The following is a 16,831-nucleotide window of genomic DNA, read 5'->3' as shown; positions in this document are numbered from 1 at the left end:
GGGTCGATAAAAATCAGCGCTGCGCCTGTTGCGTGGTGGGGGCTTGCCACGCAGCGTCTGCAACTCTGATCGGTTTGGGAATCAGCTTGAGTGTCTGGAACACATCTGCAATGCGCTGCTGCTCTGCCAGGACCTCGGGCGAGACCGGCTTCGCCCCGTACGAGAATCGCGACACGGCCAGATCGAGCACGCCGGGGTCGAGCGAAGTCTCCTTGACCAGCACGGCAGCAGCGTCCTTCGGATGCTTCTCGGCCCATTGGCCCAGTTGCGCGAGTTCATCGAGAATCGCAGTCACCACCTCGGGACGCGCTTGCGCGTAAGGGCGCGACGCCAGATAGAACTGGTGGTTGCTGACCACGTTCTTGCCATCCGCGCCACGGCCATCGACCAGCACACGGGCATCGAGCTGCTTCTGGGCAGCAGCGAGGAACGGATCCCAGATCACCCAGGCATCGACGGCGCCTCGCTCGAAGGCGGCACGCGCATCGGCGGGCGGCAGGTAAACGGGCTGGATCTCGCCATAGGCCACCCCGGCTTTCTCTAACTGGCGCACCAGCAGGTAGTGCACGTTCGAGCCCTTGTTCAGCGCCACGCGCTTGCCGCGCAGATCGGCCACGCTCTTGATCGTGGAGTTCTTCGGCACGACGATGGCCTCCGCCGTGGGCGCGGGCGGCTCATTGCCGATGTAGGCCAGTTGCGCGCCGGCGGCCTGGGCAAAGATCGGCGGCGCTTCGCCGACCGTGCCGAAATCGATCGCGCCAACGTTGAGCCCCTCCAGCAACTGCGGGCCAGCCGGGAACTCAGTCCATTTGACCGTGATACCTTGCGGCGCCAGACGCTTTTCCAACGTACCGCGCGCCTTGAGCAGCGTCAGCGTGCCGTACTTCTGATAGCCGATGCGCAGCAGCTTGGGATTGACGGTCTGGGACTGGGCCTTGGCCGGCCCGGCAAACAGCACATAGGAAAGGCCGGTGGCAACCACCAGCACACCGGTCAGCAGACGGCGGCGCAGCGAGTTGTGGAAAAGAGAGATGCGGATGGGCGATGACATACGGGTGTCCTTGCGTTCTGAGATCTGAAGTTCTTGGGTCCTGGCGTTGTGCCCGAATCGGCGGGCAACACCCCTCCCTGCCGGCTTCACGAGCGGCAAGGCAGACGGGGTGGATCGGGAATCAGGTCAGGCGGGACATCGCCGCGTGGCGATGCGGGATGAAACCTTGAGAACTGCGGACATCTTCGGGCTCCTTCAACTGGCACGCCGGGGCAGCGTGGCCGCCCCGGCCGCGCGTGTTACCGCTTGCCAGGCTGATAGACCTGGTCGAATGAACCGCCATCGGCAAAGTGGGCTTTCTGAGCCTTGGCCCAGCCGCCAAACACTTCGTCGATCGTGAACAGCTTCACCTTCGGGAAATTCGCCGCGTACTTGGCGGCCACCTTCTCCGAGATCGGACGGTAGTAGTTCTTGGCGGCGATTTCCTGACCTTCCTCGGTGTAGAGGAACTGCAGGTAGGCTTCGGCGGCCTTGCGGGTGCCCTTCTTGTCGACAACCTTGTCGACCACGGCCACTGGCGGCTCGGCCAGGATCGAGACCGATGGTGCGACGATGTCGAACTTGTCCGGACCCAGTTCCTTGATGGCCAGGATCGCCTCGTTTTCCCAGGCAATCAGCACATCGCCGAGACCGCGTTCGACGAAGGTCGTGGTGGCGCCACGTGCGCCCGAATCGAGCACCGGCACGTTCTTGAGCAGCGCGCCGACGAATTCCTTGGCCTTGGCCTCATTGCCACCCGGCTGGCGCAGCGCATAGCCCCACGCGGCCAGGTAATTCCAGCGCGCGCCGCCCGACGTCTTCGGGTTCGGCGTGATCACCTGCACGCCGGGCTTGATCAGGTCGTTCCAGTCCTTGATCTGCTTCGGATTGCCCTTGCGCACCAGGAACACGATCGTCGACGTGTACGGCGATGCGTTGTGCGGCAGGCGTTTCTGCCAGTCGGGCTTGATCAGGCCCTTGTCGGCAATGGCGTCGATGTCGTAGCCGAGCGCCAGCGTGACCACGTCGGCATCCAGCCCATCAATCACGGAGCGGGCCTGCTTGCCCGAGCCGCCATGCGACTGGCGGATCGTCACGGCGTCACCGGACTGCGCCTTGTAGGCCTTGGCGAACGCGGCGTTCACATCCACGTAGAGCTCCCGCGTGGGGTCGTACGAGACATTGAGCAGGTTGGTGTTGGCCGAGGCGGTCTGTGCGGCGCCGAGTACCGAAAGAACGGCGAGGCCGATGGCCAGTTTGCGAATCATCTGTATTGCTCCCGTCAGGTGTCGTGAAGTGGCGCGTTGGCAATCTTGCGCCCTGCTGTTTTGGGCCCCACGCCGCAGCACGGGGCTTGTGTCAGGGAGAAAGGCTACCGACGGGCCTATCTGAACGGAACGAATGGTTTCGCCGATCCATGCACGAAATCCGCATAAGATCGGACGGCAATATCGACATATCCGCGCAAGGCGGAAGCAGGAAGGAAGGCTTGGTTACAATACCGCCTTTCCCGCGCGCTTCCGCTCGCCCTCTCAACTCCCGCGACCCCTGCGACGCCCGCATCGCCTGCCTACCCCCGCCATGCCGCTGATTCTCCAGAGCCTGTCCCCGCTCGCCAATGCCGACCTCGACACCCTGCGCACCGTTGCCGGCGCCTCCGCCTTCGAGCGCCGCGCCGACAACGTGGCCACCGCGGACGATTGCGCGCCGCTGACGCCCGCGCTGCGCGAAGCGCTCGACGCGGCGTGCGCGCCACGTGGCATCGACTGGGCCGTGGTACCGGGTGGACGCAAGCTGTCGGACTTCCGCCTGGTGGCGATGGACATGGACTCGACGCTGATCACGATCGAGTGCATCGACGAGATCGCCGATTTCTGCGGCCTCAAGGCCGAGGTGTCGGCCATCACCGAAGCCGCGATGCGCGGTGAGATCACCGATTTCAACGAAAGCCTGCGTCGCCGCGTGGCGCTGCTCAAGGGCCTGGACGCCAGCGTGCTGGATCGCGTGTACGACGAACGGCTGCGCCTGTCGCCCGGCGCCGAGAACATGCTGCAGACCATCCAGGCGCTGGGCTTGCGCACGCTGCTGGTTTCCGGCGGCTTCGTCCACTTCACCGACAAGCTCAAGCCGCGCCTGAAGCTGGACTTCACCCGCGCCAACACGCTCGAGATCGTCGACGGCAAGCTGACGGGCAACGTGGTGGGCGAGATCGTGAACGCCGACGTCAAGGCGCGCACGGTGCGCGAGGTGTGCGAACAGATCGGCGCCGATCCGTCGCAGGCGATCGTGATGGGTGACGGCTCGAACGACCTGAAGATGATGGCCGTAGCCGGCCTTTCCGTGGCATTCCGCGCCAAGCCCGTGGTGCGCGCGCAGGCAAGCGTGGCGTTCAACCATGTCGGCCTGGATGGCCTGCTGAATCTGTTCCCGCATTAAGTCCCCGCCTTCCGGTGTCCGGCTGCTGGTGCCGGACACCGTCTGCTGCACCACTCCCTGTCATCCCCAAGCCTCGCCGCATCGCTGGCGTCGAGCGCCTCTTCAGCCACTTCACCAATCCTTCCACGCGTTACCACGCTTGATCAATTAAATACGAATCATTATTATTTCGTTCTCTGTCGATCCGCAAAAGCTCAATTCATGCAGGTGTTGGCCGTACTTCTCGCTTTGGCAGGCGCCGCCTGCCTCTATCTGGCCGCGCCCAACCAGGTTCTCACCCGCGCTGCGCCGATCCGCCCGCACCTGTCCTGCTGGCTCGGCCTTGGGCTGACGCTCGCCAGCGCGTGGACGATGAGCGTGCCGGAAGGCTGGCCGGTAGCCATCGCCAGCACACTGGTCACCATGACTTGCTGCCTGTCCGTCTGGCCGTTCATTGGCACGTGGATGCAGAAGCGGCGCTCCGCCACGCGCCTCACCGTCGCGGAAAGGAACACGCCATGATGGGAACCCGATGGCTTGCAGGGTCGCTGCTGGGCCTGCCGCTGGCAATCGCCCTGTGCACGCTTGGCATTCTCTGGCTGCCCGGTGGCCGGGAAAGCGGTGTGGTGGTGGCCATCATGCTCGGTTTCATGCTCTGGGTGGCGATCATCTGCCTGAGCCTGCTGTTCGCATCGAGCCGCTCGGCGTGGCTCTGGCTGCTTGGCGCCAACCTGATCTGCTACGGCGTACTCTGGGGCGTACGGGTGATGCACCTCATGCCGCCTGCCTCCCCGCTTTCGGGCGCCTGAGACTCTCCGGGACATCCGCATGAAACCCAACACCCTGCGTGTATTCAATACGCTCCATACCTGGGTCGGCCTGATGGCAGGCTGGGCGCTGTTCATAGCGTTCTTCGCCGGGGCGATCACGGTCTTCCACCACGAACTGCACGTGTGGCAGAACCCTGCCCGGCTGGAAGGCCGGCACGTCACGGAGGTCCAGGTCGACGGCCCTGCCGTTGATGCCTTCGTACAGCAACTCATCGCCGCGCACCCTGATGCCGCCAACAGTGTCTACGTTGGCCTGCCGAGCAAGGAGGAACCGGACTTCAACGCATACTGGCAGGACAAGTCCGGCGCCTGGCAGACGATGAACGGCACGCGCCTGAACGGCGATGCCGCCGCGCGGAACGATACCTCGCTCGACCATGCAACCGGCGAACTCTCGGCATTCCTGAACGCCCTGCATTACTCGCTCGGCCTGGGCATGAACGGCATGTACTTCATGGGCGTGATCTCGATCCTGTACGGCCTGGCGCTGGTATCCGGTGTGCTGTTACATCTGCCGCGTCTGAAGAAGGATCTCTTCGCGGTGCGCCCGGGACGCAACCTCAAGCGCTTCTGGATGGACACGCACAATGTGCTTGGCCTGTTCAGCCTGCCGTTCCACCTGATATTCGCAATCACCGGCGCATTCTTCTGCCTGTCACTGATCATGGTGATGGTCTTCAACGTGCTGACGTTCGACGGCAAGTTGATGGAGGTAGTGCCACGCGTCACAGGCGCCACGCCCGAGGTGACCGCCGCAGGCCGCCCCTCCCCCACGATGCCGGCGGCGCAACTGCTGGCAATCGCCCGCGAACACGGTGGCGATCGGTTCACGCCGGAAGCCATCCGCTTCCAGCACTACGGTGACGCGAACGCGCTGGCCGAAGTCCGCGGGGACAGCACCCGGACGCTCGGCAACGGCGGATCGGTGGGCATTCACGCCGCGGCAGCCGAGCCCGAGGCGGGCAAGCTGATCGCCAACCAGACCGCCGGCGCGCGCGACACGAACCACATGGTCTACAGCGCAATGTTCGCGCTGCACTACGGCACGTATGGCGACCTGGCCATGCGGATCGTCTATCTGCTGGCGGGGCTGGCGGGTGCGTTCCTGTTCTACTCGGGCAATCTGCTGTGGATCGAAACACGCCGCAAAACGCGGCAGGCCGAACAGCCTCGCGTGCATCGACTGCTCGCCCAGGCGACGGTTGGGGTGTGCATCGGCACCTGTATCGGCGTTGCGCTGTGCTTCCCGGCTGCGCTGCTTTGGCCGGATCAGGCCGTCAGCCATGTGTTCTGGCCCGCCTTCATCGCATCCGTGGGCTGGGCCCTGATTCGCCATCCCGCACGCGCGGCCGTGGAATTGCTGTGGATTGCGGCGATCGCCACGCTGAGCGTGCCGCTGTCGAATGCCATCCTGACCGGCGACCACTTTATCGTTGCGGCACTCAACGGCCGCTGGGCCGTGGCGGGCTTCGACATTGGCGCGATCGCGCTGGCCGCCGGATATGTCGCGCTGGCCCGCGCCACACTACGCCGCGCCCGTGGCGGGCCGGCAGAATCGGTATGGGCGCTGCGTAGCGCATCACCCAATACCCAAAAGACAGAAGAACCCGCGGCGCTCGAACGCGTCTAGCGCGTCCGGGCGCATTCTGGCTCGTCAGCGCAGCTGAGACTCCAGCGCCTGCTTCAGATCGGCGATCAGGTCGCGGGTGTCTTCCAGACCAATATACAGCCGCACCAGTTCGCCGGCGTTCTCCCATCCAGCGGGCGGCCACGTGCCAGCCGGGCGCATTGTGTCGACGTGATAGGGCACAGCCAGACTGTGCGCACCGCCCCACGACCAGCCAATCGCGAACAGCTTTAGCGCCTCGACGAACGCATCGACCTGCTCGCGCGTATAGCGGCTGTGCAGAATGATCGAGAACAGACCACTCGCCCCGCTGAAATCCCGCAGCCATTCGGCATGGCCGGGGCAATCGGGCAATGCCGGATGCAGCACACGCGCGACCTCCGGACGTTTCGTCAGCCATTCGGCCACCTCGCGCGCTGCGCGGTCGTGAGCGGCCAGGCGCACCGGCATGCTCGCCAGCCCACGCAGGACCAGGTAGCAATCGTCGGCGGAGACACCCCAGCCCATCAGCATGCGGGTGCGCTTGAGGCGGTCGTGGAGATGGTCATCCCGCGTGATCACGGCGCCCATCAGTACATCGCTGCCACCGGATTGGTACTTGGTCAGCGCCTGCACGGAGATATCGATGCCCTTCTCGAACGGCCGATAGTAGACGCCGGCAGACCAGGTGTTGTCGATCGCGGTCAGCACACCACGTGCCTTCGCGGCGGCCACGATCGCCTCGGTGTCAGGCACTTCCATCGTGACCGAGCCCGGCGATTCCATCCAGATCAGACGCGTGTTCGGCTGGATCATCGAGGCGATTCCAGCGCCGACCGACGGATGATACGGGCGCACGGTAATACCGAACTCCCGCGCCATCCAGTCGCCATGATCGCGATTGGGTCCGTAGACGTTTTCTGGGACGAGGACATCGTCACCGGTACGCAGCAGGCCGAAATAGACCAGCGAAATGGCGCCCAGGCCCGACGGGAACAGCAGCGTGTGACGGCCACCTTCGATCTGCGCCAGTTGCTGGCAAAGCGCCTCGCTGGTCGGCGTGGCGTGCAGGCCATAGCGCCAGTAGGTCTTGCTGCGGTCGCCATAGGCGCGCAGTTCGGCAAGGTTGCGGAAGACGACAGTGGAGCCGCGGTAGGTCGGCGTGGAGAACGAATCGAAGCCCGGCGCGATGTCCAGTTCTGGCTGGACGGCAATGGTCTTGATGTAACGGGACGAGTCGGAAGCGGACACGGCGATTTCCCTGGAGGAGTCGAATCAGGCGTTCGAGCTTACCAGCAAATGCCAGTCAGGCCACGTGCGAGGCCGGCGAAAACACGTCAGGTCAGGACGGACGGACTAGCCGAGCCCGATGGGGATTCAGCGCGGCTTCTCAGTCGAGATTGATGACTTGGGCGAAGGTGGGGCGTACGTCGCGCCGCTGCCCTGGCGGTTATCGAATGGTGGGATCACCAGGAAGCCGCCAAGCGGCCGGATAACAAACGGCAGGATGATCGCGGGGTTGAGCGCATCGGTCCAGGTACCTCGCACCACGCCCTGCTGGTCGATCTGCCCTTCCCAATTGCCGGATACGCGCGTGCCGTCGTCCGACTCTTCCATCAGGAAGCTGCCATCCTCCCATTCGCCGGAGAGCAGCCGCACGCTCTTGCCATCCCCGATCGAATACTCGCCTTGGAGGCTGTCCCGTGTATCGGTCTTCGGGGCCACCCGCAATCGCACCGGCTTGTCGCCGAGCGTGCCGGTATAGACCGGATACTTCGCGTACTCGGGGCGCGGTGACAATGGGCCCGCCGAGCCGGTGGACAGCGAGGTGCCCCGCTTGGCCTCACCGGCACGAATGGCGTCATTGATACCGAGCCCACCGCCCTGCCCGTCCACCGCCTGCCCCGTCGATACAACGGCTCCGTCTGCCGCGCGCGCTGCAATTGGGAGAGACAGCATCGCGACGGCCAACAGGCAAAGCAGAACGGGACGGGACAAGACGGACTTCCTCGGGCAGATTGACTGCCCGCGACTTTAAACGCGCTCGAAGATCGCGGCAATGCCCTGGCCACCACCGATGCACATCGTCACCAGCGCGTAGCGACCCTGTACACGCTGCAGCTCGTACAGCGCCTTGACCGTGATGAGCGCACCGGTGGCGCCGATCGGGTGGCCAAGCGAGATACCGGAGCCATTGGGGTTGACCTTCGCCGGGTCGAGACCCAAAGCCTTGGTCACCGCGCAGGCCTGCGCCGCGAATGCCTCGTTGGCCTCGATCACATCGAGATCCTTGACCGTCAGGCCGGCACGTTCCAGCGCGATCTTCGTAGCCGGCACCGGACCGATACCCATCGTCTTGGGATCGACACCGGCGTGGCCGTAGGACACCAGCCGAGCCAGCGGCTTCAGGCCGCGGCGCTCGGCCTCGGCACGCTCCATCAGCACCACGGCGGCGGCGGCGTCGTTCAGGCCCGAGGCGTTACCGGCCGTGACCGTGCCATTCTCCTTGACGAACACCGGCTTGAGCTTGGTCATGTCGTCCATCGTCGCATCGTGACGCACGTGCTCGTCGGTATCGAACACCACGTCGCCCTTGCGCGATTTCAGCGTAACCGGAACGATCTGATCCTTGAAATAGCCTGCCTTGATGGCGGCGGAAGCACGACGATGCGATTCGAGCGCGGCTTCGTCCTGCTGCTGGCGCGAAATGTCATATTCCTTGGCGACGTTTTCCGCCGTCACGCCCATGTGGATCGCGTGGAACGGATCGTGCAGTGCACCAAGCATCATGTCGACCAGCTTGGCATCACCCATGCGCGCACCCCAGCGGGCCATCGGCGCCAGGTACGGCGCGCGGCTCATGCTTTCCGCGCCGCCGCCGATTGCCACGTCGGCATCGCCCAGCAGAATCGTCTGGGCTGCGCTGACGATTGCCTGCAGGCCGGAGCCGCACAGGCGATTGACGGTCAGTGCCGGCGCGTTGATCGACACACCACCATTCACAGCCGCCACGCGGCCCAGATACATGTCCTTCGGCTCGGTCTGGATCACGTTGCCGAACACCACATGACCCACGTCATCGCCCGAAACGCCGGCGCGGGCCAGTGCTTCGCGCACGACCAGAGCGCCCATATCCGTCGGGGCCTGATCCTTCAGGCTGCCGCCGAAGGTACCGATTGCGGTGCGCACACCGCTGACAACCACCACTTCACGTGCCATGTCTTGTCTCCATGCGTTCATGTTGCGCCGCACAGTATAGACCCGACCCCGGGAAAACGAACGACCGTACTTTTACCTAATTGTATGCACAAGTACGGCTTACGCCACTTCACCCCAAAGATCGTGACCGTCGGCGCCGGTAATCTTCACATTGACGAAGTCGCCCGTCTTGTAGCGCTGTGAAGCCTTGGCCGCCGGATCGATATAGACGAGACCATCGATTTCCGGCGCATCCGCCGACGACCGGCCGATACCACCGTCCTGATTGACCTCGTCCACCAGCACGCGCAGCGTCTGGCCGACCTTGCGCTGAAGACGGCGGGCGGAGACCTCCTCGGCTACTTCCATAAAGCGGGCACGTCGCTCTTCGCGCACTTCGTCCGGCAACGCACCGGGCAGGTCGTTGGCCGTGGCGCCTTCCACCGGGGAATAGGCAAAGCAGCCCACCCGGTCAAGCTCGGCTTCGGCGATGAAATCGAGCAGCGTCTGGAATTCTTCCTCGGTCTCACCGGGGAAACCGGCGATGAACGTGCTACGAATCGTCAGGTCCGGGCAGACTTCGCGCCACGCGCGGATGCGGTCGAGTGTCTTCTCGGCATTCGCCGGGCGCTTCATGCGCTTGAGCACATCCGGATGCGCATGCTGCAGCGGCACATCGAGGTAAGGCAGCACGTTGCCCTGGTTCATCAGCGGGATGATCTCGTCGACGTGCGGATACGGGTAGACGTAGTGCAGGCGAACCCATGCACCATACTGGCTCGCCAGCTCGCCGAGCGCGGCCACCAGTTCCGTCATGCGCGTCTTGAGCGGGCGCCCATTCCAGAAACCGGTGCGATATTTGACGTCCACGCCATAAGCGCTGGTGTCCTGCGAGATGACCAGCAGTTCCTTGACGCCCGCCTTGAACAGGTTTTCGGCCTCGAGCATGACTTCAGCCACGGGGCGCGAGACGAGGTCGCCGCGCATCGACGGGATGATGCAGAACGAGCAGCGATGGTTACAGCCTTCCGAAATCTTCAGGTAGGCATAGTGCTTCGGCGTCAGCTTGATACCGGCCGCCGGCACCAGGTCAGTGAACGGGTCATGCGGCTTCGGCAGGTGCGTATGCACCGCCTGCATCACCTCGCCCAGCGCGTGCGGGCCGGTCACAGCCAGCACCTTCGGATGCACGGCACTCACGATGTCGTGCCCGGCGGCATCCTTCTTGGCGCCCAGGCAGCCGGTCACGATCACCTTGCCGTTCTCCGTCAGCGCCTCGCCGATCGCGTCCAGGCTCTCCTGCACAGCCTCGTCAATGAAGCCGCACGTATTGACGACCACAAGGTCGGCGCCGTCATAGGTGCCGCTGATCGAGTATCCCTCGGCACGGAGCTGGGTAATGATCTGCTCGGAGTCCACTAGGGCCTTGGGGCAGCCGAGTGAAACAAAGCCGACTTTGGGCGGATTGGACAAGTTGGTATCAGACGACATGGGGCACCGCAAATAGGGGGGATTCGGGGCGCATCCGACCGTCCCCGGTGGCGCGCCGCTCTGGGCCAAGGGCATCCGGCGTGCCTGCCGGGCGCCGTCATTGCCATGAAAGGCCGTGATTTTACCCTGAGCAAGCGATATTGGCGCGCCTGCCCTTGGCGGGCTTCGTTCTGTGCCCGGGGCGCATCACGTTCCAAGAAGACTGGCGGCCCGGGCAAGAATCGGCCTCCAGCCGAGCGCCAGGCCCAACACGACCCCGCCGCCACCGGTTGCCCAGAACACCCGGTTGACGCGGTCTTTCATAACGGAGAGCTTGTCCTCGGTCGACTGGATGCGCCCGGATAGATCTGACTCCACTTTATCGACCCTTGCAGTGAGACGAGCCTCGAACTGGTCCATCGCATGAATGATCCGCGACTCGGACTCCCGCATCTGGCTTTCTTGTTGCCGAAGCTGTTCCGTCATGGCCTGCTGGCCGGCCGTGAGCGAACCAATGTCGCGCTGTACCTGGCCGAGCTGGGTGTAGAGGTCGAGTACGAACGGTTGAAATTTGTCGATTTCCATCGGGCGACGAGGAGATGATGTCTGAACAGGACCCCTGAACAAACAGGGCATGGCCAATTGGACCATGCCCTCTCGCCCGATTCGACGCGTCAAAGAGAATGACGCACGGATATGGGAATTTGCCACGCTTTCACAACAGTCCGTGGTGGTGACACCACTGCACGGCTGTTGCGCGGCGAAAACCGAACCTGCTTACTTCTTGTCCGGCTGGTTGAACGGGAACGTGCCGAACATCGACTTGGCCTGGTTCTGCATCTGCTCCTGCATCTGCACGAACAGGTTTTTGCTCTGTTCGATGTAGTTGCTCATCATGCCCTGCATCATCGGCCCCTGCAGGTTCATGAACTGCGACCACATGTCCGGGCTGAATGGCTCACCCGAGTAAAGACCCTTGGAATTCTCGGCCAGCTTGCTCTGGATGTCGATGAAGGCCTGGATGTTCTTTTCCAGGTAGGTGCCCATCATGCCCTGCATCGCATGGCCGTAGAAGCGGATGATCTGCGAGAGCATCGCGCTCGAGAACATTGGCACGCCGCCGGTTTCCTCTTCCAGGATGATTTGCAGCAGGATGCTGCGCGTGAGTTCTTCGCCCGACTTGGCGTCGACGACCTTGAACTCCTCGCTGTCCATGACCAGTTGTTTCACATCCGCGAGCGTGATGTAGGTACTGGTCTGCGTGTCGTAGAGCCGGCGATTGGGATACTTCTTGATCAGTCGCTCTGCGCCTTTTTTGCTCGTGGCCATCGGTGCTCTATCCTTGTGTCGTCGCTGATGCCGTTGTCCGGCATCGCTGCTGCGCCATCGCTCGGTACTGCTGCACCGCGTGCGATGCAGTGCGCAAGAACAACCGGACCGGACACAGCCGAAAGGCTCCACAGTGGTGCCGGTTGCGCTATTGCCCTGATTCTATGCTCAACAAGGCACTAAGAAAAGACGGCAAGGTTTAAGGAAAACCCGCAGCAAAACAGCGTGGAAAGATGACAAACGGGCAATGAACGCGCACGAATGCGCGGCATCGCCCGCCAGAAACGCCAGCCGGAGCCCGGCCGGGTCATGCTTGTGCACTGCGCTGGATGCGCCGCATCAACGGCGACATCCGGCGCGCGCGCCGGTCAGCCCATGTGCAGGCCGCCATTCAGCGAGAAGTCGGCACCGGTGGAGAAACCCGACTCGTCCGACGACAGCCAAGCGCAGATCGAGGCGATTTCTTCGGGCGTGCCCAGACGCTTGACCGGAATCGTGCCGACGATCTTGTCGAGCACATCCTGGCGAATCGATTTGACCATGTCCGTGGCGATGTAGCCCGGCGACACCGTGTTCACGGTCACGCCCTTGGTGGCCACTTCCTGCGCCAGCGCCATCGTGAAGCCGTGCAGGCCTGCCTTGGCGGTCGAGTAGTTGGTCTGACCGAACTGACCCTTCTGGCCGTTCACCGACGAAATATTGACGATTCGACCCCAGCCGCGGTCAGCCATGCCGTCGATGACCTGCTTGGTCACGTTGAACAGCGACGTCAGATTCGTGTCGATCACCGCATCCCAGTCCGCGCGGGTCATCTTGCGGAACACTACGTCTCGCGTGATGCCGGCGTTGTTGATCAGCACATCGACCTCGCCCACTTCGGACTTGACCTTATCGAAGGCTGCCTTGGTGGAGTCCCAGTCGGCGACGTTGCCTTCGGACGCCACGAATTCAAACCCGAGCGCGCGTTGCTGTTCGAGCCACTTCTCACGACGTGGCGAATTCGGGCCGCAGCCCGCCACCACCTTGTAACCATCCCGCGCCAGTCGCTGGCAAATCGCGGTCCCGATGCCGCCCATGCCGCCGGTCACATATGCAATGCGCTGAGTCATATCCACTCCTAGTTGGCTCGCCCGATCGTGTCGAAGCTTTGGTCTTTCTTATTCACGCCGGCCGCATCCGTCCTGGACGTACACGGCCGGCACACCCCTCAATGCAATTGCGATGCTTAATTCCGCTCGACTGCGAGCGCCACGCCCATACCACCACCGATGCACAGCGAGGCCAGGCCCTTCTTGGCATCGCGGCGCTTCATTTCGTGCAGCAGCGTGACCAGGATGCGGCAGCCTGACGCGCCGATCGGATGGCCGATGGCGATCGCGCCGCCGTTCACGTTGATCTTCGACTGATCCCAGCCCATTTGCTGATGCACGGCCAGTGCCTGAGCGGCAAAGGCCTCGTTGATTTCCATCAGGTCCAGGTCCTTGACCTCCCAGCCGGCACGCGACAGGCAGCGCTTGCTGGCAGGCACCGGGCCCATGCCCATCACGGCCGGGTCCACGCCGGCGTTGGCGTACGCCTTGATGGTCGCCAGCGGGGTCAGGCCCAGTTCGCGCGCCTTGGCCGCCGACATCACGACCACAGCGGCGGCGCCATCATTCAGGCCCGATGCGTTGGCGGCCGTCACCGTGCCGGTCTTGTCGAAGGCCGGTTTCAGGCTAGCCATGCTTTCCAGCGTGGCGCCCTGACGCACGTACTCGTCGGTCTTGAACGCAACCGGATCGCCCTTGCGTTGCGGAATCAGGACCGGAACGATTTCCTCGTCGAACTTGCCGGCCTTCTGGGCGGCTTCGGCCTTGTTCTGGGAGCCCACGGCGAACTCGTCCTGGGCCTGGCGGGTGATGCCGTATTCCTTGGCCACGTTCTCGGCCGTGATACCCATGTGGTACTGGTTGTACACATCCCACAGGCCGTCAACGATCATCGAATCGACCAGCTTGGTGTCGCCCATGCGGAAGCCATCGCGCGAACCCGGCAGCACGTGCGGCGCGGCGCTCATGTTCTCCATGCCGCCGGCCACGACGATCTCGGCCTCGCCAGCCACAATCGCGTTGGCGGCCAGCATCACGGCTTTCAGGCCCGAACCGCACACCTTGTTGATGGTCATGGCCGGCACCATGTCGGGCAGGCCCGCCTTGCGCGAAGCCTGGCGTGCCGGGTTCTGACCCGAGGCGGCCGTCAGCACCTGGCCCATGATCACTTCGCTCACCTGGTCCGGCTTCACGCCGGCACGCTCCAGCGCGGCCTTGATCACGATGGCGCCCAACTCCGGCGCGGGAATCTTCGCGAGCGAACCGCCGAACTTGCCAACTGCGGTACGGGCTGCGGAAACGATGACGATATCGGTCATTTGATGTCCTTTCGAGAAAACGAATGCGGAACGGTTCGAAATCCGGGCCGGCGTCGCGGGCCGGCCCTTATGAAGCTCAGGCGCGCTGTTTGACGTAGCGCCCTGGCGCGGGTTCAATCGCCCGGTAGTGGTCATTGCCGTAATCGGCTGGCGCGGCACGCTTCTGACCCGCCTGCTTGCCCAGCCATGTCACCCAGTCCGGCCACCAGCTTCCCGGATGCTCCTGCGCGCCGGCCAGCCAATCATGGGCCGATTCCGACAATTTGTCATTGGTCCAATGACTGCGCTTCTTCTTGGCCGGCGGGTTGATGACGCCCGCGATATGGCCAGAGGCACCCAGCACGAAACGCAACTTGTTCCGCAGCAGCGCCGTGGAAGCGTAGGCCGCGGCCCAGGGCACGATGTGGTCTTCGCGCGACCCGTAGATGTACGTTGGCACGTCGATCGCCCCGAAGTCCACCGGCGCGTTGCAGACCGTGAGCTTGCCCGGCACCTTCAACTCGTCCTGCAGATACGTATGCCTCAGGTACCAGCAGTACCACGGGCCCGGGAGATTGGTGGCGTCGCCATTCCAGAACAACAGGTCGAACGGAACCGGCGTGTTGCCCTTGAGATAGTTGTCGACCACGTAGTTCCAGACCAGGTCGTTCGGACGAAGGAACGAGAACGTATTGGCAAGTTCCACGCCGCGCAGCAGCCCGCACGGCGCGCCGCCGGCCCCACCCAGCGTGGCCTCGCGCAGTTGCACGTGCGCTTCGTCGACGAAGACATCGAGGATGCCCGTATCGGCGAAATCCAGCAGCGTGGTCAGCAATGTCAGGCTGGCTGCGGGACGCTCGCCACGCGCGGCCAGCACCGAAAGCGCCGTCGAGACGATCGTGCCGCCGACGCAGAAGCCCAGCACGTTGATCTTGTCCTGTCCGCTGATGTCGCGCGTCACTTCGATCGCGCGGATCGCCGCGTGCTCGATGTACTCATCCCAGGTGCGCTCGGCCATCGATGCATCGGGGTTGCGCCACGACACCAGGAAGACGGTATTCCCCTGCTCCACCGCATGACGCACCAGCGAGCTCTCGGGTTGCAGGTCCAGAATGTAGAACTTGTTGATGCACGGCGGCACCATCAGCAGCGGCCGCTCGTAGACCTTGTCGGTCAGAGGCTTGTACTGCAGAAGCTGGAAATACTCGTTCTCGTAGACTACGGCGCCTTCGGTCACGGCCATATTGCGGCCGACCTCGAACGCTGTTTCGTCAGTCTGTGAGATCTTGCCCCTGCCCAGATCCTCCAGCATATTGCGCACGCCCTTGCGCAGCGACTCACCACCGGATTCGATCAGGCGCTGTTGCGCGTCGGGGTTCGTCGCCAGGAAGTTGGCCGGCGACATGGCATCCACCCATTGCGATACCGCGAAGCGGATGCGCTGACGAACCTTGGGATCGGCCTCGACCGCCTCGGCCAGTTCGGTCATGGCCCGGGCCGTCAGCAGGTAAAAGGCTGCGGTATAGCGATACGGGGCATTGTTGCGCCATGCCGGGCTGGCGAAACGCTTGTCGGACAAGCGCTGGCTGGCTGAATCGGCATTGGCCGCGCCGTTGGGCGCAGGCGTGCTGGCTGCCACGGCGCCCTCGCCCATTTCTCGCCAGAGTTCGGCGAAATCCCTGAAAAAGCGTTCCTGGATACGAGCAAGCTGCGCGGGCGCGATCTTCACGCCGCCGGCGCCATTCATGCCGTTCGCACCCTGCGCGGTGGCACCCTGGAAAGCGTTCTGGAAGGCCTGGACGAATGCCTCGCCGCCCGGGAATCCACCCGGAAACGCGCCGGCCATACCGGCCGGGAAACCTGACGGCATATCGCCGTTGGCCTCGGGTACCCATTGACGGGACCACTCCAGCCAGGTGGCTGGATCAAATGGCCCCGGCACGAACTGAAACGGTTGGGACTTGCCTTCCTTAGCGGAAGCTGCCGCACCTTTGCCGGTCGCCATAATGTATTCGTCTCTCTGCCGTCGTATTGGTTGACGGGCTCGGGGTGACTGTCTCCCGACCCGCCCCTGATCCGGGTTGCGTCTGACACTGCTGCAGAACGACCTCGGATGCCCTGCGTCATACGCTATGCTAGCCGGCGAAACCCTAGAGTAATTCCTCGGTTTCGATACATTTAAAGGCATTGTTGCCTCGCAATGTAGACGCTGTCAATGCGGAAATCCGCACGACAGGTAACTCCCTGGCCGCCAAATCCCGACCTACCGGACGGTAGGCCTGGCGCGGCGTGCCAGGCAGCATGAACTCATACACGAAAGAGATGAAAGTCTGATGTATATCGTGGCAATTGGCTGGCTCTACGTCGTCCTGATGATGTCGATTACCGAGACCAACGCGGTGGCTGGCGTGGCCACCTTTCTGTTTTACGGACTGGCTCCGGTCGCGATCGTGATGTACATCATGGGGACGCCGGGCCGGCGCAGGCGGCGAAAAGCGCGTGAAGCCGGCGAAGCCGCCGCGGCAAAGACGGCGGAATCCGAGTCGAAAGCCGGCCAATAGACGGTG

General features: G+C 63.6%; 16 protein-coding genes. 5 read left to right on the top strand and 11 right to left on the bottom strand.

The features are described 5' to 3' along the window. Positions 1–13: 13 nt before the first annotated feature. The gene (locus RMET_RS06905; RefSeq protein ID WP_011516132.1) at positions 14–1,051 is read right to left on the bottom strand and encodes a sulfonate ABC transporter substrate-binding protein; all 1,038 of its coding nucleotides are present in this window, start codon (positions 1,049–1,051) and stop codon (positions 14–16) included. A gap of 239 nt (positions 1,052–1,290) precedes the next feature. After that, complete coding sequence (locus RMET_RS06900) at positions 1,291–2,298, bottom strand: sulfate ABC transporter substrate-binding protein (protein WP_008649171.1); 1,008 nt, start codon at positions 2,296–2,298, stop codon at positions 1,291–1,293. 313 nt (positions 2,299–2,611) lie between these two features. On the opposite strand from RMET_RS06900, the gene serB reads away from it, so the two are divergent. The 4 genes from serB to RMET_RS06880 all read left to right on the top strand — a co-directional run bounded on the left by serB (position 2,612) and on the right by RMET_RS06880 (position 5,905). Beyond that, positions 2,612–3,466: a phosphoserine phosphatase SerB gene (serB, locus tag RMET_RS06895; protein ID WP_011516131.1), complete on the top strand. Its 855-nt coding sequence runs from the start codon at positions 2,612–2,614 to the stop codon at positions 3,464–3,466. A 201-nt stretch (positions 3,467–3,667) separates the two neighbouring features. Next, the gene (locus RMET_RS06890; protein WP_024570888.1) at positions 3,668–3,967 is read left to right on the top strand and encodes a hypothetical protein; all 300 of its coding nucleotides are present in this window, start codon (positions 3,668–3,670) and stop codon (positions 3,965–3,967) included. Beyond that, on the top strand, positions 3,964–4,254 hold the full coding sequence (locus tag RMET_RS06885; protein ID WP_011516129.1) for a hypothetical protein: 291 nt from the start codon (positions 3,964–3,966) through the stop codon (positions 4,252–4,254). The genes RMET_RS06890 and RMET_RS06885 overlap by 4 nt, the downstream gene beginning before the upstream one ends. Positions 4,255–4,273: 19 nt before the next feature. After that, on the top strand, positions 4,274–5,905 hold the full coding sequence (locus RMET_RS06880; RefSeq protein ID WP_011516128.1) for a PepSY-associated TM helix domain-containing protein: 1,632 nt from the start codon (positions 4,274–4,276) through the stop codon (positions 5,903–5,905). A 24-nt stretch (positions 5,906–5,929) separates the two neighbouring features. Here the strand turns inward: RMET_RS06880 and RMET_RS06875 are convergent, their stop codons facing one another. The 9 genes from RMET_RS06875 to phaC form a co-directional block, all read right to left on the bottom strand. Next, the gene (locus RMET_RS06875; RefSeq protein WP_024570889.1) at positions 5,930–7,138 is read right to left on the bottom strand and encodes a cystathionine beta-lyase; all 1,209 of its coding nucleotides are present in this window, start codon (positions 7,136–7,138) and stop codon (positions 5,930–5,932) included. Positions 7,139–7,258: 120 nt separating this feature from the next. After that, positions 7,259–7,840 carry a hypothetical protein gene (locus RMET_RS06870; RefSeq protein WP_011516126.1) on the bottom strand — a complete coding sequence of 194 codons (582 nt, stop codon included), beginning with the start codon at positions 7,838–7,840 and terminating at the stop codon, positions 7,259–7,261. A gap of 75 nt (positions 7,841–7,915) precedes the next feature. Further along, on the bottom strand, positions 7,916–9,100 hold the full coding sequence (bktB, locus tag RMET_RS06865; RefSeq protein WP_011516125.1) for a beta-ketothiolase BktB: 1,185 nt from the start codon (positions 9,098–9,100) through the stop codon (positions 7,916–7,918). 99 nt (positions 9,101–9,199) lie between these two features. After that, positions 9,200–10,570: a 30S ribosomal protein S12 methylthiotransferase RimO gene (gene rimO / locus RMET_RS06860; RefSeq protein WP_011516124.1), complete on the bottom strand. Its 1,371-nt coding sequence runs from the start codon at positions 10,568–10,570 to the stop codon at positions 9,200–9,202. 186 nt (positions 10,571–10,756) lie between these two features. Continuing rightward, positions 10,757–11,134 (bottom strand): hypothetical protein, encoded by a 378-nt coding sequence (locus tag RMET_RS06855; protein ID WP_224445984.1) that lies wholly within the window; start codon positions 11,132–11,134, stop codon positions 10,757–10,759. A 192-nt stretch (positions 11,135–11,326) separates the two neighbouring features. After that, the gene (gene phaR / locus RMET_RS06850; protein WP_011516122.1) at positions 11,327–11,878 is read right to left on the bottom strand and encodes a polyhydroxyalkanoate synthesis repressor PhaR; all 552 of its coding nucleotides are present in this window, start codon (positions 11,876–11,878) and stop codon (positions 11,327–11,329) included. A gap of 368 nt (positions 11,879–12,246) precedes the next feature. Further along, positions 12,247–12,987 (bottom strand): 3-ketoacyl-ACP reductase, encoded by a 741-nt coding sequence (locus RMET_RS06845; RefSeq protein ID WP_008646821.1) that lies wholly within the window; start codon positions 12,985–12,987, stop codon positions 12,247–12,249. Between the two features lie 116 nt (positions 12,988–13,103). Beyond that, positions 13,104–14,285, bottom strand: a complete 1,182-nt coding sequence (locus RMET_RS06840) for an acetyl-CoA C-acetyltransferase (protein WP_011516121.1) — start codon at positions 14,283–14,285, stop codon at positions 13,104–13,106. A gap of 76 nt (positions 14,286–14,361) precedes the next feature. Then, positions 14,362–16,269 carry a class I poly(R)-hydroxyalkanoic acid synthase gene (gene phaC / locus RMET_RS06835; protein ID WP_029310215.1) on the bottom strand — a complete coding sequence of 636 codons (1,908 nt, stop codon included), beginning with the start codon at positions 16,267–16,269 and terminating at the stop codon, positions 14,362–14,364. A gap of 328 nt (positions 16,270–16,597) precedes the next feature. Between phaC and RMET_RS06830 the strand changes: the two genes are divergently transcribed. Beyond that, on the top strand, positions 16,598–16,825 hold the full coding sequence (locus RMET_RS06830) for a hypothetical protein (RefSeq protein ID WP_011516119.1): 228 nt from the start codon (positions 16,598–16,600) through the stop codon (positions 16,823–16,825). Positions 16,826–16,831 lie beyond the last annotated feature (6 nt).

The organism is Cupriavidus metallidurans CH34, from assembly GCF_000196015.1.
In the GTDB taxonomy this organism is placed as follows: Bacteria; Pseudomonadota; Gammaproteobacteria; order Burkholderiales; family Burkholderiaceae; genus Cupriavidus; species Cupriavidus metallidurans.
Note: the sequence above shows the minus strand (reverse complement) of the source record. Positions and strands in the feature narration are given on the sequence as shown.